A 26,720-nucleotide genomic window follows, 5' to 3' on the forward strand; every position below is an offset into this window, starting at 1 on the left:
GCCCGCATGATCCTGGGTCTTGAAGAACCGAGTTCAGGGGAACTCCGACTTGGTGGCCAACTGATCGGTGGTAAGCGTAACCGAGCAGCCCGTCTCGAATTCATGCGGCACGTCCAACCCGTCTTCCAAAACCCATTCGAGGCGTTTAACCCACTAAAGCACGTAGATCGATACCTTGAGGCTAGCGCTAGAGTTCTACTGGGCGCCAAAGAAGACGATGAGGTAGACGCTGCAATGGACGAGGCCCTCCAGAAGGTTGGTTTGAGCCTCGCGGAAATCCGAGGACGATACGGACACGAGCTGTCCGGGGGTCAGTTGCAACGCGTAGCTATAGCCCGAGCATTAATACCTAACCCTGAGATTCTCATTGCTGATGAACCAGTTTCAATGGTGGATGCTTCACTACGCATGTCTATCGTTAACCTCTTACGTGACTTAAGAGATAACTTTAATGTCACCGTTCTTTACATTACTCATGACCTTGCAACCGCTTACTACATTTCTGATCGCCTTGCCATCATGCAGAAGGGCTACATCGTGGAGATGGGCCCAGCCCAAACGATCCTCGAAGCTCCTGAACACCCTTACGCTCAGCTACTTAAGGATTCTGTCCTTTCCGTAGCGGACGCCGGCAAAGCAAAAGTAGAAGCTCCCGACCGTAGTCTCGCCCAGAAAGCCTCCGAACAATCAGGTACAGGAACGCTGGTGGCAGGTTCAGGCGGCCGGGTTGTAAGGCGTGTGGCCCAAGAGTAGTAAAAGAGTAAATCAGATGTGCCGGTAGGTAAGAACCACTCCGTATCCAAAGACTCCTCTATCAAAATAATGTATTGCTGCGTAGTGTCCCAGAAAAATCACGAAGTTTAGTCCATGCATCCCGAAACCCTCAGTAGCGATTAATTAATTACTCTTAAGATCGTTAAGGAGTGAGGTTGAAGCTCAACGACACCCTCCTCGCAGGTCACTGATACTTCTTCTGGAGTTACTCGGTCAGGTTGTTCAACATCGTTGTAAGAATCAGCACTGTCCCCACGAAGGATAGTCGCTCCGTAATTACCATCAAGCACTTTCCCCTCAACAACTAAACTGCACGAAACTTTTTCAGTAGGATGACGATTCACGAGCGCAATGGACCAGGAATCACCAACGTCGTTAACAGTCACGACACTATCGAGAACAGGGATAGATTTAGAGTCATGCGATAGTAAATCGGAAGTAACATCAGTTTCAACAACACGTGATTCAAGCTGATTGGCGTACATTGCAAGGGCATGAAAATGAGTGCGCTTAACAACCCCAGTTGGGTGCACAAAAAGCGGTCCCCGCGTGTTCACCAAAGGAGAGATGTTAGCCATGGTGACGTCATCGGCATGACGGAGGCAAGAATTGAAGAACGAAGCTGAAAACAGAGCATCCGCCATGGTGTACTGACTAGCAATCAAGTTCTGCTCGCGCGCCGCAACCAGCTTAATTACCTCAGGATCACCATAATCCTGCACTTCTTTCCTAGGGAAACCAGGGTGGTGCCAACCACGTAAATTCCACTCGTCAAAAGCAATCTTAATTTTGCCCCGGTAACCAGCTTCCTCAAGAGAAGCAATAGTTTCCTTAATCACCACTTCAGGTTCCCCTGACTGCATGATGCAAGGTAAATAATCAGAAACATCACGATCATCCGAATGAACACGCCAATAACCATGGATAGAGATGAAATCCAAGTAAGAACCGGCAGCCTTCAAAAGCGGCACGGTCCACTCTCGAGTTGACATTGAAGCAGCCGACAAACGAACATCAGGATCAACTTCCTTCATTGCCTTAGCAGCTTCAAGAACAAAGGGTGCCCACTCCTCGATCGGTTTATAACCAATCTCCCACTCACCCCAATTCTCATTGCCAATACTCCAGATTTGGATGTCGTGCGGAATGACGTTACCAGCGTCCTTACGTAACTCGGCAAACCGCCCATCTTCACTGTTACAGTATTCCAACCAATCTCGCATCTCCTTGATCGTTCCGTTACCCGCGTTATTACAAATGTAAGGCTCCCAATCAAGAAGACGACAAAGCTCAACAAACTCATCAGTTCCGAAAGTATTAGGCTCGACTACCCCCCAAGCCATATCGTCAGTCGGAGAGCGATCCTTACCAACACCATTTTCCCAGTGATAACCACTAACGTAACAACCGCCCGGCCACCGTACAATCGGAACCTTCAATTCCCTTAATGCTTCCAACACATCTAAACGGAAACCACTCTCATTCGAAAGAGGTGAACCAGGGTCAAACAACCCCCCATAAATCTGACGCCCAAAATGCTCAATGAAACCCCCAAAAATCATGGGATCGTAAACCAAAGTAGAAGCATTTTCCCGAATCGTTAAACGAGCTTCAAGCACCAATCTCACCCTCCAAAGTTAAATCCTAACTAATCCCTTATAAACACAACACATACCTCATAAAACCTTAGCAGTGCCTCAAGGTTGTAGATCACTACCCACATTTTACTGCACAGCCTAACCTACCTTGTGGCTTGTGGTGGGGTGGTGTTGGCTGTCATGATGTGCAATTGAGTGTTGTAAGGAGTTTTTATGCGTGTACTGGTTTTGTGTGGTGACAAATGGCACCCGGTTTCCTTAACTCAGGATGGGTTGTTGGGTCTTCGTAGTGGTCCTTTTGAGTTTGAGTTTCTAGAGGATCCAGGTGATTGGTCTAGAAGCAAGATGGATGATTATCCGCTTATTGTTTTTTCTAAGGCTAATCAACGAACGGAAGAGGATCCTGAACCTTGGGCGACGGAGGAGATCGGTAAGGATTTTGTTGATTATGTGCGTCAAGGCAATGGTTTGTTGGTTTTGCATTCGGGTACGGCTTTGTATGATGAGTGTCCTTCGTTGTGTAGTTTGATGGGTGGGGTTTTTGCGGGCCATCCAGCCCCGTGTCCTGTTACGGTTGAACCGCATGTTGGTCATGATTTGGTGATTGATAGTGTTGGTTTTACGTTGCTTGATGAGCATTACCAGATGACTATGAGTGATCCTGATGTTGATCTTTTCCTTGAAGCTTCTTCTGAGCATGGTGTTCAGCCAGCTGGTTGGACTAGGCGTGAGGGTGAGGGTCGTGTTTGTGTTCTTGTGCCTGGTCATTTTCCAAATATTTGGAGTCATCCCTCGTACCAAGTATTGTTACGTAACACCCTAAACTGGTGCGTTAGTTCTAACTAACTACGCCCAAACATCAATAACACCCTAATGCTTGGCAGGAGAACCTGATTTTGTCAGTTTCGAATGATTGAACTTACTTTTTAGACCAATGAAGCTGTTACTAAAGTAAAGATTCTCGGGCTTTCGCTAAAGCTAGGAATGAACTGTTGGCTGCTGCCCACGGATCGTAGTCAGGGTGTTTCCAGATCATGCCGCTTACTTCAGACGACACAGTTCTGGGTGTTCCATCCGCGTTTAACAAACGCAAGTATTCCCTCAAGTCAAGATTCCCGTCTCCTGGCAACTGAAAGACCACCCCACCATTCTCGTCAAGATAACCATCCTTAACGTGAATGTGTACTGCATGAGGAAGGCAAAGATCAACACAGTGCCTAAGATCCATTCCAAACACATGAAAATGACTTATATCAAAATTAATTCCAAGAGCCGGATGGTTAGTATTATTCATTAACCAGGCAGCCTTTTCTGGTGAGTCTAAAACTTGGTTCACGTGAGGCTCAACTGCCAGGACCACCCCGTGATCCTGAGCTATGCCCGCTAGTTCAACCAGGTCGGTAACAATTTTCTCCCTCGCGCTTTCCCAAGGAAGCAAAGGTCCGCCGATCGGAGAGCTAAGTACAGCTGGTCCCGCACCTGACCAGAGGTCACGAGCTAATTCACAGACGGCCCGGAACTCTTGTAGCATGGTTAGTCTAGCGTTGCCCTCAGAACAAAGTGGCATAAAAGCCATGATGGCTGAGAGATCCAGTTCTAGTTCACTAATAATTCCGGCTAACCGATTACGATCGTGCTGATCAAGCAAATCTGGAGCCGTCATCCACCCTTCACTAGCCATGATTTCCACAGCCTGGTACCCGATCTTACGTAAACGTGNCAACGCTTCGTAAATATTNTCACCCTGCATTGCGTAAGTACTGTAACCAAGCTTTATTGAACCACTCATGCCGCCTCCATACGTTGGTTATTAATGAGTCGGTACCCCAATCAATGTACGAAAAACTATAGTCACTAACAAATAGTGATAAAAAACTTGTTACCGTTCGTCACGCAAAACTACTACTGGCTGATTCAAAGAAAACAATAGTTGTAATTCTAAAATCGTGCCTCAATCAAGAAAAACTTAGATTTGAGGCACGATACGCGGTTAAGTAACTTAGGTCAAATTAACGTAAGTTACTCGCCATTAGGTTTAGTCAAGTTATAAAGCAGCAACCCAACCAAACAACCAATTAATGGCCCGACAATGAACACCCAAAGGGAACCAAGGGCACCATCGCCCTGGAAGAGTGCTGGCCCAATACTCCGCGCAGGATTAAGAGATGCACCACCAAAGGGAGCACCAATAAGATGAATCACGAACAAGTACCCGCCTATGGCTAAACCGGCACCAGCAGGTGAAGCCTTAGCCGAAGTGGCATGAAAAATTACGAACAGGAATATGGCAGTCATTACAACCTCAAAGCCAAGCACGCCTAAGCTTGTTATAGAGCTCGCAACGCCATTAGCTCCCAAACCATCAGAGAGACGATCGTAACCAGTTAAGCCACCAGCAAGAATAAGAAGAACTAAGCTGGCTAGGATCCCACCAGCAATCTGAGCGACAATATACGCGACAGCATTGCTACTTTTGATTTTCCCAGCTAATAACATGGCAATCGTTACAGCTGGATTAAGGTGACAGCCTGAGATGGGACCGATGGCGTACACCAAGGCAAGCAAGGTGAAACCAAATGCGAAGGCAATCGCAACGATCTGCACCCCCCCGCTTCCCAGCAATCCTAAACCTGCCACGACTGCAGTAGACGTACCTACGAAAACTAGAATGAAAGTGCCGATTAATTCAGCTAGAGTCGCTTTGGAATCCATATATAATGCCCCTTCCCTGAACAGCCCATGAGACCTGAGAGCGTTCTTCTATGAGGATCATAGCAGTCATATAATTGCTTAATTAAAGTAAATCTTCACACTAAACACCATTCTTGATTAATTTTCGAGGTGCAGAAAATGAGATAAATTTTACCGCATGGGGGGTGGGGAGTAAGTCTATACTGCGGGTCTGATTTTGATGTGGACGGTGGCTCCCTAAAGTGTTGTTTATTCATGACTAATCGTAATAATTTCGTTCGGTTCCTCAGTTACGTTAGCCCTTACAAATACTTTGTAGCGTTGGCAGCAGTAGGTGGAATTGTCAAATTTACCGTACCGTTGTTAGTTCCTCAGCTCATCCGTCATTTAGTCGATGATGTTTTTCTCAGTGAAACATTGAGTGCACAGGCTCAAATAAATCAACTTCTTTTATATGTCGCAGGCCTAATAGCACTTTTCATATTCATTTGGGCTCCAGCAACCTTCTTCAGATCTTATTTCGCGGGTAAAGCAGGATATAGATCCGTTTTTGATTTAAGGATCGAGCTCTTCTACCGTATTTTACGAATGTCAGCGTCCTTCTTCACTCGTAATCGCTCGGGCGGAATCGTCTCGAGACTAATATCCGACATTGAACTTGTACAGAACCTCGTTGGTACAGCTCTGACCAATATTTGGATGGATTTTGCGGCATTAGTAGTAGTGCTTTATTTCCTCATAAGGATAGATCCTGTATTAACTATGGTTGCCGTCGTTACATTCCCACTGTATGTAGTTTTGTTCCGGAAATTTAAGCGTGAAATAAAAGCTTCTACCCACCGGGTTCAAGAAGAACTAGCTACCATGTCCGGCAACGTACAGGAGAAAATTGCAGGCAGCGCAGTAGTGCATGCTTTTACTCAGGAGAAAAGAGAAGAAGAAAACTTCTACGACGATTCAGAACGGTTGTTTTCCACAGCCATGAGGAGAATCCGTTACCAGGCTGCAAACATGTCCGTAACCGGAGCGCTAACCCAGATTGCCCCGCTTATCGTGATCCTTTACGGCGGACTTCGTGTAATCAACGGTGGTCTTACTGTTGGAGAGTTAGTCGCAGTGGGTCTATATCTCGGGCCACTTTACGTCCCACTTCAGAGATTCTCAGAGTTAAACGTGGTGTTATCGAACGCCCTTGCAGCTCTGGATCGGGTGTTCGAAATTATTGATGAGCAGCCTGAAATCCGGGATCGACCTGGGTCAAAACCCTTACAAGATGTACGTGGTCATGTCGAATTTGACCAACTCACGTTCTCATACAACAATGATGAGGATCCGGTTCTTCAGAATGTATCTTTCAATGTCGAACCGGGCAAAAAGGTTGCTTTAGTTGGGCCCAGTGGTTCGGGTAAGAGTACTCTAGTAAGCCTCATTCCTCGCTTCTACGATGTGCGGAAAGGTTTCGTGCGTATAGATGGTCAGGATGTCCGAAGCGTGACCATGCAATCCTTACGGCAGAACATTGGACTTGTTTTACAGACTCCAATTCTGTTTAGTGGAACTATTAGAGAGAACATTCTTTATGGTCGTCCGCGAGCGAGTAACCGCGATGTTATCTCTGCCTGTGAGGCTGCTAATTCTTTGGACTTTATTCGGGCACTTCCTAAAGGCTTTGAAACAGAAGTAGGTGAGGGAGGGGCGCTTCTCTCAGGTGGACAGAGGCAACGAATTACCATTGCACGAGCTTTCCTTAAAGACCCAAAGATTCTCATACTCGATGAGGCAACTTCATCGCTAGATACCGAGTCTGAACGTCTTATTCAGGCAGCCTTAGAGAAACTCATGATTGGCCGAACTACATTTATCATTGCCCACCGATTAACAACCATCCAAGGAGCCAATCAGATTCTTGTTTTAGAACACGGTAGAGTCGTTGACTCTGGTACGCATGCACAACTCTTGGGACGCACTGGGGTTTATCAAAACCTCTACAGCCACGCAATAAATTAAAGGATTGCTTTGGTCATACTGAGTACAGTAGAAACACAGGATCGACAGTTAGAAGAATCCGCCATACAATCAAAGTAGTATGGAACGCAGAATTGGCATCATCATGAACGGTGTGACTGGTCGTATGGGTAAAAACCAGCACTTACTAAGGTCTATCCTCGCTATTCGTGACGAAGGTGGTATTCCTCTTCCGAGTGGAGATGTTTTAATACCTGACCCAATTCTTTTGGGTCGTAATGCTAGTAAGGTGGAAGCGTTAGCGCGAGAGACAGGTATAACCCGTTGGAGTACAGAGCTAGATGCTTGCTTGGCTAATCCAGACGACATGATCTATTTTGATAGTGTCGTTACTCAACATAGAGTAGATAGNGTCCGGAAAGCGATTGCTGCTGGGAAACACATTTACGTAGAGAAGCCGGTTGCTAGTACGGTGTGTGACGCCCTTCAGCTGGCCAGACTAGCTGATAAAGCTGGTGTGAAGAATGGAGTGGTTCAGGACAAACTGTTTTTGCCTGGCCTGATAAAGCTCAAACGACTCGTTAAAGGTGATTTCTTTGGTCGTATTCTCAGTGTAAGGGGCGAATTCGGATACTGGGTTTTCGAAGGCGATTGGCAGGAAGCACAAAGGCCTAGTTGGAACTATCGTGATAGCGATGGTGGGGGAATCATTATCGATATGCTCTGCCATTGGCGTTACGTTCTGGACAATGTTTTCGGTAATGTCCAGGCAGTTTCTTGTTTAGGGGCCAACCACATTGCGAAACGCTGGGATGAACAGGGAGAACAATACGAAGCAACGGCTGATGATGCCGCTTACGCAATGTTCGAGCTTGAGGGCGGGATTATAGCTCAAATAAATTCTTCGTGGTGCACACGAGTTTATCGCGATGAGTTGTTCTCCCTGCAAGTCGATGGTACTGAAGGAAGTGCAGTAGCAGGACTTCGCGACTGCAAAGTTCAACATAGGAGCGCAACACCAAAACCAGTGTGGAATCCGGACGTGGCAAACCCGATCGATTTCTTCAGCAATTGGCAAGAAGTCCCAGACAACCAGGTTTTCCAAAATGCCTTTCGAGTGCAATGGGAGTATTTTCTTCGGCATGTTGTTACCTCCGAACCGTTCCCACATACGTTGCTGGAAGGAGNGAAGGGAATACAACTCGCAGAGCTCGGATTAGAATCCTGGCGCGAACGACGCTGGATTGAAGTGCCGGACCTGACCTCATGAGAAACGATGTGACTGTTAACTTGCCAGGCCTCAAAGGAACTCTGCAACCCTACATACTCGGGAAGCCATTACAGTATGCACCTGGTTTGACGCCGATTACTGACCGTGTGTTGTATGCCGCTGTGCACGTGGTTGCCGATCCGAATGCTGCAAACACACCCAATGCCCCAGTAAAGCTTGACTGGGATGCAACCCTTAGATATCGCCACCATCTGTGGTCTTATGGTCTTGGGGTAGCCGAAGCGATGGATACCGCTCAGCGTGGAATGGGATTAGATTGGACAGCAACTAAAGACCTGATTAATTACTCGTTAATTGAAGCTAGATCCGTCGGTGGCATGATTGCATGTGGTGCTGGAACTGATCAGCTGCCCGAAGAAGAACTGCATTCCCTTGATCGCATTACTGANGCGTATGAAGAACAGTGCGCTTTTATTGAAGAGCGTGGAGGCCGAGTCATACTGATGGCTAGCCGTGCTTTAGCCGCTACCGCTCGAACTGGTGACGATTACCTAAAAGTTTACAGTCGTGTCCTAAATCAGGTTTCAAGCCCAGTCATACTGCACTGGCTAGGTGAGATGTTCGACCCAAAGCTTGCTGGGTATTGGGGTTCACACGAATGGGAAGAGGCTATGGCAGTTATGCTGTCAATAATCGAGAATGATCAGGCAAAAATCGAGGGGATGAAAATGTCCCTTCTAGATGCTAACAAGGAAATCATTATGCGGCGCCAGCTTCCTGCCGATGTAAAGATGTTTACTGGAGACGATTTCAATTACCCGAGTCTTATCAAGGGGGACTCNGAAGGATACAGTCACGCTCTCCTCGGCATTCTGGATGTAATCGGCCCAGCTGTCGCGGCCGCTGTTTCTGCTCTCCAGGAGGGGAATGAAAGGGCCTATGATGATATCCTTAATCCCACAGTTCCTCTAGCTCACCGGATTTTTGAAGCACCAACGTATTACTACAAGACAGGCTTGGTTTTCCTTGCCTACCTAAATGGTCATCAAGAGCACTTCCGTCTCATTGGGGGTATTGAAAGACGCCGCTCTTTAAGGCACCTTATCCAGGTATTTCAATTGGCTGACAAGGCTGGTTTGTTAAGTAATCCTGACCTAGCCGCGAATCGAATGCAGTCGATTATTGATCAACAAACGGAAACGGGATGACGGCAGCCCCCTCGGCAGATTAGTATTTAAGATATGAACTTTCACGGGATTAATGGAAAGATTGTGTCTCGAACTGAAGCCGTTTTGCATTTGTCGGATATTGGTTTTCGCCGTAGTTACGCGGCCTTCGACTACTTGAGAGTTATAAANGGCCGACCGCTCTTCATGGAGGACCACCTAGATCGATTCGAGAATTCTGCCCGGATTCTAGGGCTCGAACTTCAACTCAACCGTGATGACTTTCAGGCTCATCTACTGGAGCTCGCAGACCTTAACGTAGCAGCCGAGGCCGGACTTCAACTCTTCCTGACCGGTGGGCCGGCGGAAGATGGCTTTACCCCTGTATCGCCGCAGCTATATGTTTACTTCACCCCAATGCCAGACCGAGATCCTACTCAATACCAACAGGGGGCAAAGCTAATTACCTGGCAGTACTTGCGAGATCTACCAGAAGCAAAAACCACTAATTACCTAATGGCAGTCCATCTGGGTAACTCAATGCGTGAAGCAGGTGCAGTGGACGCGCTCTACCATGACGGGGATCGGGCCCTAGAGGCAACGCGGTCTAATCTTTTCGTTGTTAACGAAAATAGTAAGGTGGTAACGCCCGGGCAGGACATCCTTGCTGGGGTGACACGGAAGAACGTACTGCGTGCCCTGGAAAGTCAGATTGAGGTGGAAATACGTGACGTCACTTTAACTGAACTTTACGGCGCTCAAGAGGTTTTCCTGACGAGTACCACTAAAGGTGCACTACCGATAGTACGTTTAGATGATCGAATCGTGGGTAACGGTCAGCCCGGTCCGATAACAGCTCAGGTTGGGAGACTCTTTGAGAGCTGGCTTCAACGGTATCTGCAAAGCTAAATCACCAAATGATTAGGGGTCGCGTTGGCACNGCATTTACCGGAATTTCTAGCCGCTAACAAAATATATGGGACAAGACTCATATGGTAGCTGGTGCATCAACGTAAAACGCGACTAATAGAACACTGTGATTTTCGGGCTATAGCTCTACGGTATACTCCCAAGGTTGTGATCTTGAGTAATGCAGGAGTGGGGCGAGGTTAAAGGGTGCTAGAGATTTTTCTCACCAGCGTCCTCCCCACTTTTTTAGTAGTGGCTGTAGGAATTGCCCTTGGTCCTTTTTTGGGTAGTGGGATTTCAATNGTCAATCGGCTTGCTCTTCACGCTGCAACGCCGGCACTAGTGCTCACTTCACTGATTAATGCGGAGATAGTATTAACCAGCGTTGCGCGTCTCTATGGCGGTGCTGTACTCGCCATGATCATTATGTTTCTACTGGCACGTTTACTAGCTTCACGGGCCGAGCCGACCATTAGAAGCGGCTTCGTCGCTACATCCATGTTTGGTAACGCTGCTAATCTTATGCTGCCAGTTTCCCTATTCGCGCTTGGGCCCTTGGGTCTCGAGCGCGCCTTACTCTTATTTCTTTTGATGCAGTTCTTAATGTTTGCAGTGTGCCCACTGGTGTTGGTTGGCCGAGCCGGCGCTTCACCCGAGATGCTGATTCGGCTAGCGAAATTGCCGGTCCTATGGGCAGTACCAGTAGGAATTCTGTTGAGCGTACTCCCAACTCAAATACCAATAGGCTTATGGAGAGGCATGAATCTGCTATCCGATGCTGCTATCCCGCTTGTGCTGCTAGTTTTAGGATTACAGGTGTATAAGACTGGACTTCACCTCCCTTCCACCCGTACCTGGGTTGCATCGCTGTTCAAGATGCTCGTAGGGCCGGTTGTGGCTTACGCAGCTGGTTGGTTGATTGGCGTCCGAGGTCTCGACCTAACAGTATTAACCCTACTCGGCGCAATGCCGCCAGCCGTGAACATCTTGATCTTGTCCCTGGAATTCGGGGGTGACGCTGAGGGCGCTAGTAGCACTATCCTAGTAGCTACTCTTATTGCTCTGGTTACACTCCCCGTAGTCCTATTTTTTGTCAGCTAAAGGGTAATAAACTGCGCAGACTTCCCCCCAATTGATTTAATCGAAGGTAATCACATTACGTAGCACTGAACCGCTCTCTACAACCTCAATAGCTTCATTTATTTTCTCCAGCGGATACTGACCGGAGATTAATTCATCTAACATTAAACCCCCCTGCTGGTATAAATCTACTAGTTTCGGAACGTCGACACTAAGTCGAGTCGAACCCATGAAGCTTCCCAGAATTCTCGTTGGTCCCCCATAGGAACCCGCACCCTGAACAAGGCTAGCCATTTTTATTTCGGCAGTGGCCTCGGTAGGCGGAATGCCGACAATCACGAGGGTCCCGTCCCGTCGGGTTAAAGTCAAACCCTGTTCGAGAGCTGTGGTACTACCGACCGTCACAAAAACATAATCAGCCCCTCGACCTGATGTAAGTTCACGGATGGCCTCGGCAAGATTGGTTTGGGAGGCTGCATTGAAACTGTGAGTTGCGCCGAAAGAATGGGACGCTTCTAATTTACTTTCAATCAGATCGATAGTAATTATTGGGTGGGCACCCGATTGAACCGCACCTTGGACAGCATTAAGGCCAACTCCCCCAGCGCCGATGATCACGACCGAGCTATGTGCTGGCACCTTCGCGGTGTTTACGACTGCGCCAAAGCCAGTGATAACTCCGCAGGCCACCAACGCTGCGCTTTCGAACGGGACCTCCTTTGGGATTGGTACCAACTGGGACTGGTCAACGACAATTTCCTCCGCAAAAGCACCGGTGTATATCCCCTGATAAATGGGGTCGCCAGAGAGAGAGTGAATCCGCTGCTCCTTCTGAAGCGCGAACTCAGCCTCGCAAATATGAGAAGATCCAGTGGTGCAGTAGAAGCAGCGTCCACACGATCGGAGTAGAGAAGCCACCACATGGTCTCCTGGATTGACGATTGTGACGTCCTCGCCAACTTCCTCCACAATGCCGGCCGCCTCATGACCAGCCACGACTGGCAACAATCTACGCCAGTCTCCTCGCAAGAGGTGAATGTCGCTGTGGCAGATAGCAGTCGCCCGCATTCTCACCCGCACTTCACCTCGCTGTGGGGCCTGGAGCGTAACCTCCTCAACCACTAGTGGCTGATCATGTTCGTAGCAGACTGCAGCTTTCATTTAGGACCTCCCCGATCGGTGTTGGTGCAATTAGTGTTTCTGGCGTTAAAAACACAATACTCGATTCAGTTAGTCTACGTACCATGTATTAAAGCCCGAAATTGATGATTAATCCCTCTACGTAATTGTCTCGATATTTCTTAGACTACGTGTGCCCAATGTGCTCCCTGAATCGATGAAAGACTATTGGTGGTTGAATTAACTCTTCGTCTCATGCGTGAGGGTTTAAGAAGTTTTAATACGACCTCAGGCTTAAGTTTATCTAGTACGTTCGCCGGTTTGTACTCGCCATAGTGCTGCGTAGGCACCACCGTACTCTAGTAATTCTTCGTGTTTACCCGACTCTACTAATTTACCTTGTTCTAGGACATAAATTAGGTCGGCATTGCGAACCGTTGAAAGACGATGAGCAATAACAACGTTAGTACGCCCGACAGCTAAGCGTTCGATTGATCGTTGGATAGCCGCCTCAGTCTCGTTATCGACCGAACTTGTGGCTTCGTCAAGTATTAGAATTGGCGGGTCCTTTAGAACGGCTCGGGCGATAGAGAGGCGTTGGCGCTGTCCTCCAGACAACTTCTGTCCTCGTTCCCCAATGACGGTAGCGTAATCTTGGGGTAGTTCTGAAATGAACGTGTGAGCTTCAGCTACTTCAGCTGCGCTCTGAATTGCTGCGTCACTGGCACCCGGCTGACCGTAGGCAATGTTTTCCCTTACGGTACCGTGGAAAAGGAACACGTCTTGACTGACTAGGCCTATTGCTCGACGAATGTCCCTCATTCGTAGGTCCCGCAAATTGTGGCCGTCAATCGTAATCGTGCCTTGAGTTGTATCGTAAAAACGAAGTAGGAGTTTAATGACGGTACTTTTCCCAGCACCCGTAGCTCCTACGATGGCGCAATTATGACCGGCAGGGAAATTTAGGTTAAGTGAATTAAGGACTGGTGTGCCCTGGCTATATTGGAACGAAACTTTATCTAATCTGAGGTCACCACGAACCTTATTGAGCGCTAATGATTTAATTCCGTCATCCATTCCACGTGGTGTGTCAAGAAGCTCGAAAATACGGCGCGTGGAGGCCATTGCGCGTTGATAAAGATCAAAGGTCCTGCCTAAATTTGTTAAAGGCCATAGTAGTCTTTGGGTCATGAAAACTAGGGTGCTGTAGATTCCTACTAGCATGGTTCCCTCAAGAGTCCGTATGCCGCCATAAACCAAGGTAGCGGCGAATCCAAGAACAATAACAATACGAATGAGTGGGATAAATGCTGAAGAAAGGATTATTGCGCGGCGATTATGCTCGCGGTAAGTATTGCTTTCACGGCGGATTCGTTCCACCTCAATATTCTCGGCGGTGAAACTCTTGATTGTTGCTATTCCTGCAAGATTGTTACCAAGTTGTCCGTTAAGAAGTCCAACCTGGTCACGAACTGCTCGGTATTTTGGAGCCATTAATCCCTGGAATATAAGTGATCCCCAAATGATTACTGGGATTGGTAAGAACGCCATCCAAGCGACTTCGGGTGCCGTCGCAAAAAAGAAAAAGGCTAAAGCTGTCATTGTGGTGATCATCATTATGATGTCAGCCGCGCCGACATCGAGGAAGCGTTCTAACTGGTTAACGTCATCGTTGAGGATTGCCATTAGACCACCTGTGCTGCTGTCTTCAAAGTACGCAAGTTCGAGGTGTTGGACGTGATCATACGTTTCAAGTCGAAGGTCGTGTTGTAGTGATTGAGCTAGATTACGCCATTGTAATTGTGCAATATATTCGGTTAGGGATTCCATGCCCCAAACAAAGAGAGTTAACCCTGCTAATACCCACAGCTGTGAAATAGGAGCATTTATGCCAAAAATTCGAGAGAGAATCGATTCCTGCCGCTCAACAACCACGTCCACAGCGATTCCAATAAGTAAGGGCGGAGCAAGGTCAAATAGTTTATTAAGGACCGAAAATGTTGTGGCCCAGACAATACGTGGACGGTGACGTCCAGCGTAGCGCCACAGTCTTAAGAGAGGAAGGGCAGGTTGCATAACCCTAGGCTAACCTGAATGGGAAGCATGCCGGTGACCGTAGGGAGAAGCAGGCTGTAGTTTCTTCAAAAACGACAGACCTAAATGCCTTTGTCATCAAGAGTTTTAGGTGTAGCATCACTCAGCTAAAAGTAGTCAAGAACAAGTACGCGGGTATCAAAGGGCAGGTCCTGTTTGCTTATTTTTGCCTCGCAAGAAAAAGCGAAATCGATTGAATCGTTGGAGAAGTACTTTAGAAATTCGGGGATCCAGTGCATGTTTCTAAACTTATAACGAAGAGTACGGAAGTGCATGGGAATAACGATCCGAGGTTTTGTTTCATCGATTGTCATCTTTAATTCATGGAGTTCAATACCCGGAAAGCCCCCCGCAAGAGCCAAGAGTATATCGGCCCCGCGTAAGAAATCCAACTGGGAACTTGATAAACGGTTACCCATGTCACCCATGTGTACAACTTCTAACCCATCGATTGAGAATCGATACATTGCATTTTGGTCAGGGTTGTGATCGCGGTGATGTTCGTGTTCCATAGCTTCGATAGCTCTGAACGTAACGCCGTGGCTAGTAGCAGTTTTTCCGCTAACAGCTATTTCTAAAGCATCAACAACTCTGCTACCATTTTTTTTCGGAACTAAATGGTCGTTGTTGTGACCGTCGTCAGAAGAACTCGACTTAATAACGATGTCAGCCTGCTCAGGGAATGATCGATAGCCCGATCTATTCGGGTCGTACGGGTCAGTAACGAGGCGGATGCCAGATTCCGACTCGATACCGAAGCTTGCGTGGCCGTACCAAGTAATGCGCAAGATGTCTCCTTTAAATCAAGATATATTGTCTACCGGCACATCCTAGCCGGTCTGAGATGCAGTTGTCTCTGCATAATGGACCAGCTGTTATTAATTTTGTAGCCTCTAGTATTTTCGCTGTCTTACTTCTTTGGCGGTCTGGCAGGGTACCATCGTTGATGAAAACTCTGCTATGCGAAGTGGCAGAAGTTGAGGAGGAGCTGATGTTTGATCTTACTGGCAAGGTGGCGATTGTAACTGGCGGGAATAGTGGGATTGGTCGGGGAATTGCACGTGGCCTGGCTGGAGCTGGTGCTAACGTAGCAATTGTAGCGCGGGATCAAGATCGTTCTGCAGAGGTTGTAAAAGAGTTGCAAGATATGGGTGGCTCTGCGTTAGCTGTACCATGCGATGTTACATCCCTTTCTTCCATTGAAGATATGGTCAATGCCGTCGTGACTGAATGTGGCCGTATAGATGTACTTGTCAATAACGCAGGTAGTAACATTCGTAAGGCTCCGGAAGAACTTGAGGCAGACGAGTGGCACCAAGTGATCTCCGTTAACTTAGATAGCATTTTTCTGTGCAGCAAAGCTGTGTATCCTGCAATGAAGAAGGCTGGTGGCGGCAAGATCCTGAATAATGGGTCGATGTTGTCACTATTCGGTTCACCTTGGGGGCCAGCATATGCAGCCTCCAAAGGTGGTGTGGTCCAGCTCTCCAAGAGTTTAGCGACAGCTTGGGCGAAGGATGACATCCAAGTTAACTGTTTTTTGCCTGGATGGGTTGATACCCCACTAACGCAGGGACTCAGGGCCCAGGTAGAAGGTGTCAGTGATAAGGTTCTCGCGAGAACTCCAGCAGATCGATGGGGCCATATCGACGATTTTCAGGGGTTAGCGGTGTTCCTTAGCAGCGCTGCTTCAGATTTCATCACTGGAGCGGTTATCCCGGTTGACGGCGGGTTTTCTGCGAGCCTACTTTGAGTTTTCCTGGCTAGTCTTCTTATGCAATTTAGCGTCAAATCGACATTGTTAAAGGGCAGGTTGTTAGTTAGGTATTGGAAATTAACATTCTCGGTTGAGGATTAATTTTAAGGACTAAGGAGAGGTCGATATGGTGTCAAACAAGAAAGTTGCCATCGTAACTGGAGCAGGAAGTGGAATTGGTAGGGCTACGGCTGTTGCGTTGATGGAAGTTGGTTACTCTGTGACTCTAGCTGGCCGGAGGAGGGATGCATTGGAGGCAACTTCTGCGTCGGCTCCCGTTGGAGCTAGCGTTCTGATTGTTCCTACGGATGTGCGTGACATTCATTCTGTGCAGGCGCTATTTAGGAAGACTATTGAAGCTTTTGGTCGCCTTGACCTCCTTTTCAATAATGCAGGCGTGGGTGCGCCTCCCGTGTCCATAGACGAGCTTACTCTTGAACAGTGGCAAACAGTTGTTGACATTAATTTAACTGGCCCTTTTCTGTGTACCCAAGAAGCGTTTCGAATTATGAAAGACCAGGAGCCACAAGGCGGTCGAATCATTAATAATGGTTCTATTTCTGCTCATGTACCTCGTCCTAACTCGGCACCATATACGTCTACAAAGCACGCTATAACTGGGCTTACCCGATCTACTTCGCTTGACGGCCGTCAGTACGATATTGCGTGTGGTCAAATAGATATTGGTAATGCCAAAAGTGAAATGACGGAGAGGATGTCAGCAGGTGTTGCCCAGGCTGATGGAGCCGTTCGAGCTGAACCTGTAATGGACGTAGATAACGTAGCTAATACAATTGTTCACATGGCGAGCCTCCCATTGAATGCCAACGTCCAGTTCGTGACAGTGATGGCAACCACAATGCCCTACATCGGAAGGGGTTAATCGTCAGCCTCAGGATTGATAACTTTCTCTTCTAAGGGCCAGCTTTCCAAGCGTTAAGTTTTCGGCCCAAATTAACCATACCTAGAATGTCATTTATTCCAAATCGTTCTTCGTCGCCTACTGAGAAAACGTACGGTCCTGCCCGCTTAGCGAGCTCTTCTATTTCTATAACACATGGTCCATCAGTTGGTCCGATGGCATCAACCACACGGTAGCGATGCTCAATTTTGGAGTATGGCTCATAAAAGGGTTGATCCACTCGGGATAGTTGTTTCTTTTCAGCATTGCAAGTTGCTGTAGCAAACATTTCAAGTGAGCGGCCTAGCTCATCGTCTAGTACAAGTACTTGGACAGGAATTGTACGCTCAAGGGCTGGGATAATAAAGGTGTGGATCTCTCCATTATAAATTGTCATGTAGTATGCCTTCGAAATAGTGGGATCCTCTACTTCGAACGGTCCGACACCCTCGTAAAAACGTGGTTGATGCGCCCACCCCAATGCAGTTAATACGAGACTGAACAAGACGATCACAACAGTCAATAATCTCGAGTTAGTCATGGTTGGAACATAACGCCGATACAGCTATTAACACAGCAGGTTGAATGACAATTATTATTTAATGGTTGGACGTTACGACAGGCCTTAATGGTGAAGTTGATTGATTTCTGTTACGGTAGCAGTCGCCGAGTCTATCTTTTCGGCGTCATCATTAGGGCTTGTGTGAGTACCTGATTATTTTGAAAAGGAAATAAGGATTTTGCTGGGCACAGTGAGAGTTCCTTATCCGGAAGAAAGCTGGGTATTGTCTCTTTATCTAGCGAAGAAGGGAACCTTAAAGTTGGCTGTATTTAAGCATTGGTCCGGCTTCCGATCATTATTAACTCTTACGTTCGCAGCTTTCGTTGCTGTCGTAGTTATTAATGGTGGTGTTTCGGTAGCGGTTCGATTTAGTTATGTGGAGTTACCTACCTTCTGGGGGGCAACTTTAAGGTTCGGTGCAGCGACAATAATTTTGTGGGTCTTGCTGGCGCTCTTCAAGGGTAAAATACCCCACGGTCGAGCACTGCTCACATCCCTACTTTTTGGTGTTCTCGGTGTGGGCGGGGCCAGTTCATTGATGTATTGGAGTCTCGAGACAATACCGGCTAGTTTGCATTCGATCATTGTTTCAGTAGTGCCCTTATTAACGTTGTTTTTCGCTTTTTTTCATCGCCTCGAAACTCTCAACCGACGCAGTGTAATCGGTGCGTTTTTGGCGGCTGGTGGTGTAGCTATTGCGTACGGCGGTACCGTTAGTGGTGACGTGTCAGTAGTAAGGCTCCTAGCTTTACTACTTGCTGCAGTATGTATGGCTGAGGCAGGAGTAGTAATGAAGCCGTTTGCTCAGTTAAATCCGTTAGCGGTGAGCACTATAGCCGCAACTGTTGGTACCGTAATGATCGCCGTAGTTTCGATAATAGCTGGTGAGACTTGGGTGCTGCCAAGTACAGCAGGTATGTGGTGGATTCTTATTTACTTAGCGGTCGGAACATCAGTCTTAGGTTTCCTTCTTTACCTTTACGTGTTAAAACGCTGGACAGCATCTGCCACCTCTTACAGCATGGTCCTGATACCACTTGTAACTGTTGTTATAGCTAATGTATTGGCTGGTGAACAAATAACTTGGTTATTCATTATCGGTGGTTTGCTGGTTCTAGGTGGAGTTTGGTTTGGCGCACTAATGCCACGACGAAATTATATCGACGAAAAAACTTGACGGTACTAAGAGTAATTTATATTGGGAAAGTGTTCGATAATCTACTGAATGTTCGAACTTCGTGATCGCGTGCTACGGGGTTGAGTGCAAATAATGTGGTTCGTTGGTCGTTAGTAGCAGGTTGTAATCTATACGAAAGCTAGGGTTTATTCGTTTAGTTGTCTTTGACCCCATACGTCCCGACCACAGTAACGACAAACATTTGCGTCAACCAAAATGATTTCTGCACAGTGAGGGCATTTCTTCCTATCGTTTGTTAAGAGTGGTTTTGAAACAAGAACGTGTGCGAGAGCGACGGGCCATATTAGTAGTGCGTAAAGGAACCAATTAACTACATTCCTACCGCGGCTATTCGCAATTATTGCCACGATCAGGCCCATTACAATCCAAAAGATTATTACTGATACTGGCACGCTTCTCCTTCAGCAATTATTTGATTCGGGGATATTCTAGGATCTACCGCATACTAAATATTTTATATAACGATACTGAAATCCCCAAAATTATCATACCTCGAACACAATAAGGTATTCGGCAACCGTTTCAACTGTTATGGATCTCCGCTGTGGGATGATGGGCTTATGCAAACTGTTTATGATCGGGATGGTTTTGAGGTTGTGCGGGGCGTTATTCCTGTTGGTGATCTTGAGCCGTTGCGTGATCGTATTAGTGATCAGGTGGGGCTTCATGCCAAACAGCTTCTTGATGAGGGTAAGGTTGATGATCTTTTTGAGGACCTGCCCTTTGGGAATCCGAATAAATAGGGAGTCTTACTTTCTGCCGAAGGATTATAGGCGACTCAAAATGTTCAGACGCCTATTTCCAAGTATCAAAAGGATTTGTGGTTGTGCTGAGCGGGAAGGTCACGCGACTACCGGACATATGTGACGCATGAGCGGCCATGGCCCATTCTGCATGTCGGCGGGCCTCTTTTCCTTCTAGAAGGTCGAATTCGGGAGTTCGTCCCTCAATACGATCGATCATGGACTTTGCCATCCGACGATGGGCATTAAGCCACTTCAGATCATCTGGTGGCGGTTGGGTAGGTATGACTTCCCAATTTTGGTCGTTAAGAAGCTTCGGGGCAACTTGCGGATGAAAATAGACATCCGGTGTGCTGCTCATTGGCCCGTCCAGCGAGATGGTCCCCTTGGTTCCGTGTATGTCTATGCGATAGGGGAGTTCCCTATGATGGTCACCTTCGTAGGCTTCAAAGTCAGCAGCAAAATCATTGAACTGGTAGTACGCCCTAAAACCGTTACCAGCAACAAGACCCATGCCCTCTACGCCATCTTTCAGATCATCAGGCGTTGCATCGCGACCGTCTACGGTGATGTGGGCGTGGCACCAAGAAGGATTTCCCCAGACCTGACCAAGGAAATCGAAAAAGTGAGGGTAAAGATCCAAAAACATCTGATTACCACCATGCGGTCCGTTTCGTCCATAAATCCTAGCGAGTCGTGGTTCTCCGATCTTCCCCTCTTTCAAAAGGGGAATGGCAACGTGCTGGATTGGAGGATGTCCACGCCACGGGCAGGCAACAATCAAGAGTTTTCCATTAGCATCACAAGCTTTCACCATTCTGTCCACTTCAGCTGGTGTGGCAGCCAGGGGCTTTTCGATGTAAACGTGCGTACCGATTTCCTGGGATGACAAGACTAAGTCTAAGTGATCGCCTATTTCGCGGGACGCAAAGACAGTGATGTCAGGTTTTTCCTTCTCCAACATTTCACGGTAGTCAGAGTAGGCAGTTTTCGCACCTGTTCGAACTTGAGCCTCAGCCCGTCCATCGTGGTTGGGATCAGCAAGAGCTACGATGTTCGCTCCTTCGACACCAACGAATGCCATGTCCATGAAGTGACCGTAGCGGCCGCGATTTGTGTTTCCGACGATAGCTACTGTTTGCACGAACGTGCTCCGATCATGAACTGGTGACCCAATAATAAGGACATTTGCTTACTTTGTGGCGTAATGTTCTGTTTCTTAACACCGCCTAATATCCAAGTGGCACCCATTATATTGTTACCGCTCTGCGAGTTTCGAATGATTCGTATATAGCGTCGATAGTTCGCATCTGGTTGATACTATCCAGCGGTGGGATGCGGTGATCTGTTTTGCCGTCTAGAACGTCACAAAGGTGCTCTATTTGCAAGATGAACTGATTGACAGGCGCGAAGTGAAAGAGGTCTGTTTTGTCCTTTGAATTGTACTGTAACTGAACCGGAAGATTTTCATTGTTCCAGGCAAGATCTGATTCGATGCTACCTTTGGTACCGAGAATATTGAACTTTTGGCTACGCCAAGTGTCAAAGCCAACTGTGATTTGAGCAATCCCGTTATTGGGGAAAATTAGTTGGATGTCAGCCCCATCGTCTACCTCTAGGCCTGGGCGTTGGGTAGCCATTACTTCAATAGCATTGTCCCCGAAAATCCAACGCGCATGGTGGATGTTATAGCAAGCAAGATCGTAAATGCTGCCCCCACCTTTTTCTTGGCTATATCGCCAGTTCAACTCGGGTTTCCGGGCTGATAAGGGTGCGCCGGAACCCCAGCAAAAGGTGCTAAGAACAGATCTAGGTGAGCCGATAACGCCTGAGCTCAAAAGTTCTTTTGCTTTGAGATGCATTGGATGATGACGGAACTTGAACGCCTCAGCTATTAGAACATCATTATCTTCAGCTGCCTCGACCAACCTAACTGCTTCTTCAGCTGTCTGCGTAAACGGTTTCTCGCACAGAATAGCTCTTGGGCGTCTAGATTGAGCAATTTGCCGTCCCACGGATTCGTGGAATTTTCCCCAGGTGCAAATGATGACAATATCGATATCTTCTTCCGCTAGCATTTGATCGATATCCAAATACGTGTGTTCAATCTTGAATTGCGATTTGAATCGATCTATAGAGTTTTGCGATACATCACACGCAGCAACAAGATTGACGCGATCTGTTTGTGACATGGCTTTTACATGTGCTCGCGCAATGTTACCCATTCCGACAATTGCAACACGATATTGTTCTTCAGGCATATTAGATTATAGTACCCCGGGTTTTCTGAGAACTTAATCCTCTTTGTCACCATAGTGCTGTTTAGTCACAATAGGGTGGAGGGGATGTTCGAAGGGACCCCCGATTTCTAAACCGTCGTAGGACCCAGCTGGGTTTTCACCTACTCCAGTGAACCTGACATTGTTTGGGATGTAAATGACTGCAAAAGCTCGACGCGGTTTGTTTGTCTGGTTAGGCCCGGCAAAGTGGAAGTTGCAACTGTGGTGAAAAGTAACTCCCCCTGCTTCGAGTTCGATTGCTTCGGGGTCAGAAACATCAAAACCACGGTCTCTCATTTTCGCGACAATGTCGTCTTCATCAGATGCTAAATCAATATGTTCCTGAGGACCAAACTTATGGGAACCCGGTATGAAGTGTAAGCAACCATTCTCAATAGTGACGTCGTCTACCGCAATCCATGCACTGAATGAATTAACTGGATCCATTGGCCAGTACGGTGCGTCTTGATGCCAGTTTGTTTGACGGCTTTCTTGTCCACCCGGCTTCACCATTGCGTGATCAATGTAAATACGGATGTGTTCAGCCTGAGAGAGGCAACGACCTGTTTCTGCAAGTCGTTTGGAGAAAGCGAACTCTTTTGCTGCTGGTGAGTCGACCCAAAGGTTGATCATTTGGTTAAAGACCTTTTCGGACTCCTTGCCATAGTATCTACCACCTTGTTCCGCTCCCAGAATGCGGTCCCGGTTTTCTGCCACAGCATGATCAATAGCAATTCGCAGCTGGGTCATCTCGGTTTTGTAGAAAAAATTCTTGTAATGGATAAAGCCCTGCGTTTGGTACGTTGCAATATCTTCTTTGGAGACACTCGCATTTAGGGTTCGCATGGGCCGACCTCCCAGACAATACTCTTCTAATCCTAACTAATTTAGGAGAGAAAATGTTTTGACAGCGCCGGAAATTTATTAATTACATTAGTGCCCAATAATGGGCTAATGACGAGAAGAAGATGCTCCCTAACTAGTTATTCATGTAGGTACGGCCCTAGCTTTTATAAAGAGTATTGGCGATCATTAGTTGTAGGGGAATCTTCCCAAGCGGAACCAAGATGATGGATGCGAAGATACGTGATCTTTATCTCACCTTTAGTAGACTTTAATTTTATTGCGGTATCTTTTGCTTCTGGGAAGATAACCTTGGGAATATAAACGCGACCATCGTTTCCGTAAATCTCAATAGATGTCCTGTCCAGCAATATTCGAAGGTTTATCGATCCTTCAATCGGAAACAACTTTGCGGAAACCCCACAAGCTGACAATGTTTGTTCCTGCGCGTCGTATGACACTTGTGCACCGCGAATCAGGAAAAGAATCGTTGAGGCCTTAAGCGGTTCAAATTCAATTTCTAAATCAAGAAGATTGGCCTGGATGTTGCGTAGGAGATCATCATTTTCCGAGAGATTAAAATCTGTCCATTGATGCGTCTCCTTCCGAAGCCCTTCTAGCTCCCTAATAGGATTCATTCTCAAGCGAGGGCCGCAATTTGTTGAGTGGAGAGTGAGTTCTGATGGAATTGTCATTTGTTGGTTGAAGGCCATGCCAGGATATGTTTCGTAATTGCGCATCCAAGCAATTTGTACACGTCGATCTCTTGGCATGTTATGCCACGTCATAGTGCCGTAATAATCTCCTTGAATAACTAGGGATGAAATCCGATCATCGGTTGTAGCTGATTTACCATAAAGCGTGTAAAAGGTAGTGCCGTCAAAATCTCCTACGATGTAACTTCCGTCAATTAATATCATTACCCATTTCTTGTTGTGCGGGTTTTGATCAACGGGTAGTTCGAAGAAGTCAACGCAACCACACAGCTCGTCACCCCAGCCATCCTGTTCTACCCTACTTTCGAATCGCCACTCCGTGAGGTTTGAAGAGCTGTAGAAGCCAACGCACCGACGTTTCTCTCCGCTGGAGTTGATGAAGAAGTCGTAAGTAGGAGCAACCCATCGTTTTGTGGGTTCGTGCCAGAAAGGCCTGGGGGTATCGATTCTTGCGCCCTCATGATTAAGGACAGGATTGAGTTCGTAATCCGTGAATGTTCGACCTCTGTCGTTTGAATAGGCTAAACACAAGCCGATCTCAGTTCGCAAATAGAAGGCAACCAGAACATCTTCGTCGCCAGTTTTTTTCCTTAATTGGTTTTTACTATCAATAAATGTCGCACCCGAGAAGCAAGTACCGGTTTCTGGATTAGGGAAAAGCACTTTCGGTAGTTCCCGCCAACGTATTAAGTCATGGCTAATTGCATGGCCCCACGTCATATTTCCCCAAGATAAGCCTGTAGGATTGTGTTGGTAGAAAAGGTGGTATTCGCCTTGGTAATAAATTAGGCCGTTTGGATCATTCAACCAACCAGTTCGTGATGTGAAATGAAATTGTGGGCGGTATTTTTCTACGAATAAGTCGTTTTTGCTTGGGATAGAATTTGACTGTCTTATTAGGTCAAATCCTTCTTCAGTCACGTTTAAGCCAGTTATCTCGGCCTGCATACCTCTAAAACATTCGAGGGAGAAGAAGGCATACCAGTCAACGGTATCGATTGTACTTGCTAAGTTCGTGTTGTACTGAAAAACCACTTCATCGTTAACACGGAGGGACAATTGTCCTTCGGGGCCGTCATTTTGTATAGGGATGATAAGGTATGCGTCGGATACAAAAAGACGCTTTTCAAGAAGCAATAACCCATTGTGTTCTCCTGAAAGCTCTTTACGCTCTGTCATGCTAGTAGTTACTCTAGCCGAAAATCTAATCTGAGATCTTATCAACCATTAAGGGTAAAACTTTTGGCGAGACAGACTGTTTCCACTCCAGGGCATTCAGGTAGGCCCAGAGTAGCGCCTTAGACGCAGAGACTAAGCTTGCGCTGTGACGTTGGCCTGCTTGTATGACGCTGGCTTCACTAAGTCCACGAGCGTAGGTGAGTCGCCAGTGCATCTCGTGTCGTGATAGTGCTCCTTGCACGCAGCTTTGTATAACGGCATATTCAAGGGTTTTATTAGTAGTTTCTTTAAGCTCGTACCAGAACTGCTCACAGGGAGTCTCTAATTTCAGAACGTAAGCTGTTCTGTCGTAAACAGAGTCGTGAATAGAGCGGCATATTTCAGGTTCGAGCTCATTCCAGCGCTTAAGAAGACTCTTTAGTGAGTAGTGACTCTCTTTTGAAGCAGGTATGAATGAGATTGTCATGCGGTACTTACGTCCGTAGCATCGGTTAAACCTGCGTCTTGTAGAATGGTACGCATTAACAGCGGAAGATAAAGCGTTGCGCTAGCTAATGTGTTGGCTGCGTGACCTGCTCTGGTCAGGGCGTGCACGCCCAGCGGGTAGATAGGAGGTAAGTTTTTCCAGCGTCCGGCGTCGTCCAGGATGGGGTAGTGGCGTGCTATACCGCTCACGATGATGGGCGCTTTATAGTTCCGCGCAGCATCCGTCAAATAGGGCAAGTTGCGCAATTTGGGACTTGCGCCTGTGGTCGCCACAAGGTGATCAAAACGCTCGGCTTGCATGCCTTTGGTTGTTTTGTAGGATAACTGCACTTTGCCCCATAATTCTGTGGCGTATTGAACGCGGGCGTGGTGTAGTACGCGTACACCTATCGCTTTGGCCCTAGCGGCCATGCCCGGCATGGCTGAGGCGGGTATACGGGGCTTTTTGAGCGAGCGTTTGCGCTCTCGCCAAGATAGCTGGCTAAAAGATTGTATGAACTCTTTTTGAAACCAGAAAGGCGCAAAAGGTAGTTGACGCTCGATAGGGTTCGAGTAGCGAGACAGTAGTGTAACCTTTGCTCCTGCTTCGGCAAGCTTGATGGCTGCTTCCCAAGTGGCGACGTTACTCGAACCTAGAATCGCTATATTGGCATCTTTAAAATCCCCGTTTGCATAGTCGAGCTGAAAAGCGTGGTGTGCCTGCTCCTGTGGTAAATGCTGCCACCAGACGTGCCAGGGTCGGGGGATGTATAAGTGGGGTGTAAGCCCGGTAGCTAGCAGTACCACACGGGTGCTGAAGCGGCAGCCGTCAGAGAGATGAACCTGCCAGCCGTGCTGAAGAGGCTTGAGTTGCGTTACGCTGGCCCCAATGACTTGCTGGTCAGCTTTTGCACGTTTGGCAACGTAGTTAGCGTAGCGCCAGAAGGCGGCGCGAGGAGCGCGCTGTGATTCGGTGGTTGTCTCGTTAAAGCGGTCGCAGGAGGCGTCCTGCAAACTGTAAACGTTCGCAAGGGGTTGGCTGCCGTCCTCGTCAACAAAAGCTGTCATGGCGCGCTCGGTTTGCCCTAGGCTGAAGTCCAGCTCTCTTGGGCTGCGCAAGAAATCCGTTGCTTGCATTGGCCCGTCCGGGCCGTAAAGCGGTAGCCAATGGGGTGCGGGGTCCACCAAGGCATAATTGCCGTTCCCTCGTGCTTGCATCAACATGTGCAGGACAAGTCCGTGGGGGCCGCGTCCGCCGACTACTGTGATGGGGATATCTAACTCGGGAATTGCGCCAACCTCGGTGATAGATGGTTGTGCCGAGAATAGCCAGGTTTGCTAGGGGATGAAGCGTTAAATCCAGCGTCAAGCTGCGGTGAAACGCGAAAGTCCGCTAGCGTGGCTTCGTAGCTCTGGTGTGTCTTCGGGTTAGTAATGAAGCAGCAAATTGT

General features: G+C 47.5%; 24 protein-coding genes. 11 read left to right on the forward strand and 13 right to left on the reverse strand.

All coding sequences use genetic code 11. From position 1 onward, the window contains the following. Positions 1 to 6 precede the first annotated feature (6 nt). Positions 7 to 753 carry an ABC transporter ATP-binding protein gene (locus tag CMO31_06160; protein ID MAZ53582.1) on the forward strand — a complete coding sequence of 249 codons (747 nt, stop codon included), beginning with the start codon at positions 7 to 9 and terminating at the stop codon, positions 751 to 753. A 140-nt stretch (positions 754 to 893) separates the two neighbouring features. Here the strand turns inward: CMO31_06160 and CMO31_06165 are convergent, their stop codons facing one another. Further along, a complete protein-coding gene (locus tag CMO31_06165) occupies positions 894 to 2,393 on the reverse strand; it encodes an alpha-N-arabinofuranosidase (protein MAZ53583.1) in 1,500 nt (499 codons plus the stop codon). Positions 2,394 to 2,585: 192 nt separating this feature from the next. On the opposite strand from CMO31_06165, the gene CMO31_06170 reads away from it, so the two are divergent. Beyond that, the gene (locus CMO31_06170; protein MAZ53584.1) at positions 2,586 to 3,218 is read left to right on the forward strand and encodes a hypothetical protein; all 633 of its coding nucleotides are present in this window, start codon (positions 2,586 to 2,588) and stop codon (positions 3,216 to 3,218) included. A 100-nt stretch (positions 3,219 to 3,318) separates the two neighbouring features. Here the strand turns inward: CMO31_06170 and CMO31_06175 are convergent, their stop codons facing one another. Both CMO31_06175 and CMO31_06180 read right to left on the reverse strand, forming a co-directional pair. Further along, on the reverse strand, positions 3,319 to 4,161 hold the full coding sequence (locus CMO31_06175) for a hypothetical protein (GenBank protein ID MAZ53585.1): 843 nt from the start codon (positions 4,159 to 4,161) through the stop codon (positions 3,319 to 3,321). Between the two features lie 230 nt (positions 4,162 to 4,391). Continuing rightward, positions 4,392 to 5,084, reverse strand: a complete 693-nt coding sequence (locus tag CMO31_06180; protein ID MAZ53586.1) for an aquaporin — start codon at positions 5,082 to 5,084, stop codon at positions 4,392 to 4,394. 234 nt (positions 5,085 to 5,318) lie between these two features. On the opposite strand from CMO31_06180, the gene CMO31_06185 reads away from it, so the two are divergent. The 5 genes from CMO31_06185 (at position 5,319) to CMO31_06205 (ending at position 11,435) form a co-directional block, all read left to right on the forward strand. After that, positions 5,319 to 7,070, forward strand: a complete 1,752-nt coding sequence (locus CMO31_06185) for a multidrug ABC transporter ATP-binding protein (GenBank protein MAZ53587.1) — start codon at positions 5,319 to 5,321, stop codon at positions 7,068 to 7,070. A gap of 79 nt (positions 7,071 to 7,149) precedes the next feature. Continuing rightward, positions 7,150 to 8,298 (forward strand): oxidoreductase, encoded by a 1,149-nt coding sequence (locus CMO31_06190; protein MAZ53588.1) that lies wholly within the window; start codon positions 7,150 to 7,152, stop codon positions 8,296 to 8,298. Continuing rightward, positions 8,295 to 9,467, forward strand: coding sequence for a dihydrodipicolinate synthase family protein (locus tag CMO31_06195; protein MAZ53589.1), 1,173 nt, complete (start codon positions 8,295 to 8,297; stop codon positions 9,465 to 9,467). The genes CMO31_06190 and CMO31_06195 overlap by 4 nt, the downstream gene beginning before the upstream one ends. 33 nt (positions 9,468 to 9,500) lie before the next feature. Beyond that, the gene (locus tag CMO31_06200) at positions 9,501 to 10,334 is read left to right on the forward strand and encodes an aminotransferase IV (protein MAZ53590.1); all 834 of its coding nucleotides are present in this window, start codon (positions 9,501 to 9,503) and stop codon (positions 10,332 to 10,334) included. A 207-nt stretch (positions 10,335 to 10,541) separates the two neighbouring features. Continuing rightward, positions 10,542 to 11,435, forward strand: coding sequence for a hypothetical protein (locus CMO31_06205; GenBank protein MAZ53591.1), 894 nt, complete (start codon positions 10,542 to 10,544; stop codon positions 11,433 to 11,435). 36 nt (positions 11,436 to 11,471) lie between these two features. Here the strand turns inward: CMO31_06205 and CMO31_06210 are convergent, their stop codons facing one another. From CMO31_06210 to CMO31_06220, 3 genes are all read right to left on the reverse strand, one after another. Beyond that, positions 11,472 to 12,575 (reverse strand): zinc-binding dehydrogenase, encoded by a 1,104-nt coding sequence (locus CMO31_06210; GenBank protein MAZ53592.1) that lies wholly within the window; start codon positions 12,573 to 12,575, stop codon positions 11,472 to 11,474. 258 nt (positions 12,576 to 12,833) lie between these two features. Further along, positions 12,834 to 14,609 carry an ABC transporter gene (locus CMO31_06215; protein MAZ53593.1) on the reverse strand — a complete coding sequence of 592 codons (1,776 nt, stop codon included), beginning with the start codon at positions 14,607 to 14,609 and terminating at the stop codon, positions 12,834 to 12,836. Between the two features lie 125 nt (positions 14,610 to 14,734). Further along, positions 14,735 to 15,418 carry a Zn-dependent hydrolase gene (locus CMO31_06220; protein ID MAZ53594.1) on the reverse strand — a complete coding sequence of 228 codons (684 nt, stop codon included), beginning with the start codon at positions 15,416 to 15,418 and terminating at the stop codon, positions 14,735 to 14,737. A gap of 200 nt (positions 15,419 to 15,618) precedes the next feature. Between CMO31_06220 and CMO31_06225 the strand changes: the two genes are divergently transcribed. Then, positions 15,619 to 16,380 carry a 2-deoxy-D-gluconate 3-dehydrogenase gene (locus CMO31_06225; GenBank protein MAZ53595.1) on the forward strand — a complete coding sequence of 254 codons (762 nt, stop codon included), beginning with the start codon at positions 15,619 to 15,621 and terminating at the stop codon, positions 16,378 to 16,380. A gap of 130 nt (positions 16,381 to 16,510) precedes the next feature. Next, the gene (locus tag CMO31_06230; GenBank protein MAZ53596.1) at positions 16,511 to 17,266 is read left to right on the forward strand and encodes a 3-oxoacyl-ACP reductase; all 756 of its coding nucleotides are present in this window, start codon (positions 16,511 to 16,513) and stop codon (positions 17,264 to 17,266) included. Positions 17,267 to 17,297: 31 nt separating this feature from the next. Here the strand turns inward: CMO31_06230 and CMO31_06235 are convergent, their stop codons facing one another. Then, on the reverse strand, positions 17,298 to 17,825 hold the full coding sequence (locus tag CMO31_06235) for a hypothetical protein (protein MAZ53597.1): 528 nt from the start codon (positions 17,823 to 17,825) through the stop codon (positions 17,298 to 17,300). Between the two features lie 199 nt (positions 17,826 to 18,024). Between CMO31_06235 and CMO31_06240 the strand changes: the two genes are divergently transcribed. Further along, positions 18,025 to 19,023: an EamA family transporter gene (locus CMO31_06240; GenBank protein MAZ53598.1), complete on the forward strand. Its 999-nt coding sequence runs from the start codon at positions 18,025 to 18,027 to the stop codon at positions 19,021 to 19,023. Between the two features lie 581 nt (positions 19,024 to 19,604). Further along, positions 19,605 to 19,787 (forward strand): hypothetical protein, encoded by a 183-nt coding sequence (locus CMO31_06245; protein ID MAZ53599.1) that lies wholly within the window; start codon positions 19,605 to 19,607, stop codon positions 19,785 to 19,787. A 52-nt stretch (positions 19,788 to 19,839) separates the two neighbouring features. Here CMO31_06245 and CMO31_06250 read toward each other — a convergent pair whose 3' ends face one another. The 6 genes from CMO31_06250 to CMO31_06275 form a co-directional block, all read right to left on the reverse strand. Further along, entirely contained in the window at positions 19,840 to 20,931 is a 1,092-nt protein-coding gene (locus tag CMO31_06250) for a hypothetical protein (protein ID MAZ53600.1), read from the reverse strand. 106 nt (positions 20,932 to 21,037) lie between these two features. Next, positions 21,038 to 22,048: a hypothetical protein gene (locus tag CMO31_06255; protein MAZ53601.1), complete on the reverse strand. Its 1,011-nt coding sequence runs from the start codon at positions 22,046 to 22,048 to the stop codon at positions 21,038 to 21,040. 33 nt (positions 22,049 to 22,081) lie between these two features. Beyond that, positions 22,082 to 22,912: a hypothetical protein gene (locus tag CMO31_06260; GenBank protein ID MAZ53602.1), complete on the reverse strand. Its 831-nt coding sequence runs from the start codon at positions 22,910 to 22,912 to the stop codon at positions 22,082 to 22,084. A 164-nt stretch (positions 22,913 to 23,076) separates the two neighbouring features. Continuing rightward, positions 23,077 to 24,804, reverse strand: a complete 1,728-nt coding sequence (locus CMO31_06265) for a 2,6-beta-D-fructofuranosidase (protein ID MAZ53603.1) — start codon at positions 24,802 to 24,804, stop codon at positions 23,077 to 23,079. A gap of 25 nt (positions 24,805 to 24,829) precedes the next feature. Continuing rightward, positions 24,830 to 25,270: a hypothetical protein gene (locus CMO31_06270; protein MAZ53604.1), complete on the reverse strand. Its 441-nt coding sequence runs from the start codon at positions 25,268 to 25,270 to the stop codon at positions 24,830 to 24,832. Further along, the gene (locus CMO31_06275; protein ID MAZ53605.1) at positions 25,267 to 26,493 is read right to left on the reverse strand and encodes a hypothetical protein; all 1,227 of its coding nucleotides are present in this window, start codon (positions 26,491 to 26,493) and stop codon (positions 25,267 to 25,269) included. Before CMO31_06275 ends, CMO31_06270 begins: the two co-directional genes overlap by 4 nt. Between the last annotated feature and the right edge of the window lie 227 nt (positions 26,494 to 26,720).

This window comes from Trueperaceae bacterium (genome assembly GCA_002707365.1).
Lineage (GTDB): Bacteria > Deinococcota > Deinococci > Deinococcales > Trueperaceae > UBA6957.

What these genes read in the sequence shown, in the direction of transcription:
- CMO31_06160 (MAZ53582.1), top strand. Translation starts at nt 7, where the DNA reads ATGATCCTGGGTCTTGAAGAACCGAGTTCAGGGGAACTCCGACTTGGT.
- CMO31_06170 (MAZ53584.1), top strand. Translation starts at nt 2,586, where the DNA reads ATGCGTGTACTGGTTTTGTGTGGTGACAAATGGCACCCGGTTTCCTTA.
- CMO31_06180 (MAZ53586.1), bottom strand. Translation starts at nt 5,084, where the DNA reads ATGGATTCCAAAGCGACTCTAGCTGAATTAATCGGCACTTTCATTCTA.
- CMO31_06185 (MAZ53587.1), top strand. Translation starts at nt 5,319, where the DNA reads ATGACTAATCGTAATAATTTCGTTCGGTTCCTCAGTTACGTTAGCCCT.
- CMO31_06210 (MAZ53592.1), bottom strand. Translation starts at nt 12,575, where the DNA reads ATGAAAGCTGCAGTCTGCTACGAACATGATCAGCCACTAGTGGTTGAG.
- CMO31_06215 (MAZ53593.1), bottom strand. Translation starts at nt 14,609, where the DNA reads ATGCAACCTGCCCTTCCTCTCTTAAGACTGTGGCGCTACGCTGGACGT.
- CMO31_06225 (MAZ53595.1), top strand. Translation starts at nt 15,619, where the DNA reads ATGTTTGATCTTACTGGCAAGGTGGCGATTGTAACTGGCGGGAATAGT.
- CMO31_06230 (MAZ53596.1), top strand. Translation starts at nt 16,511, where the DNA reads ATGGTGTCAAACAAGAAAGTTGCCATCGTAACTGGAGCAGGAAGTGGA.
- CMO31_06235 (MAZ53597.1), bottom strand. Translation starts at nt 17,825, where the DNA reads ATGACTAACTCGAGATTATTGACTGTTGTGATCGTCTTGTTCAGTCTC.
- CMO31_06245 (MAZ53599.1), top strand. Translation starts at nt 19,605, where the DNA reads ATGCAAACTGTTTATGATCGGGATGGTTTTGAGGTTGTGCGGGGCGTT.
- CMO31_06255 (MAZ53601.1), bottom strand. Translation starts at nt 22,048, where the DNA reads ATGCCTGAAGAACAATATCGTGTTGCAATTGTCGGAATGGGTAACATT.
- CMO31_06260 (MAZ53602.1), bottom strand. Translation starts at nt 22,912, where the DNA reads ATGCGAACCCTAAATGCGAGTGTCTCCAAAGAAGATATTGCAACGTAC.
- CMO31_06265 (MAZ53603.1), bottom strand. Translation starts at nt 24,804, where the DNA reads ATGACAGAGCGTAAAGAGCTTTCAGGAGAACACAATGGGTTATTGCTT.
- CMO31_06270 (MAZ53604.1), bottom strand. Translation starts at nt 25,270, where the DNA reads ATGACAATCTCATTCATACCTGCTTCAAAAGAGAGTCACTACTCACTA.
- CMO31_06275 (MAZ53605.1), bottom strand. Translation starts at nt 26,493, where the DNA reads ATGTTGATGCAAGCACGAGGGAACGGCAATTATGCCTTGGTGGACCCC.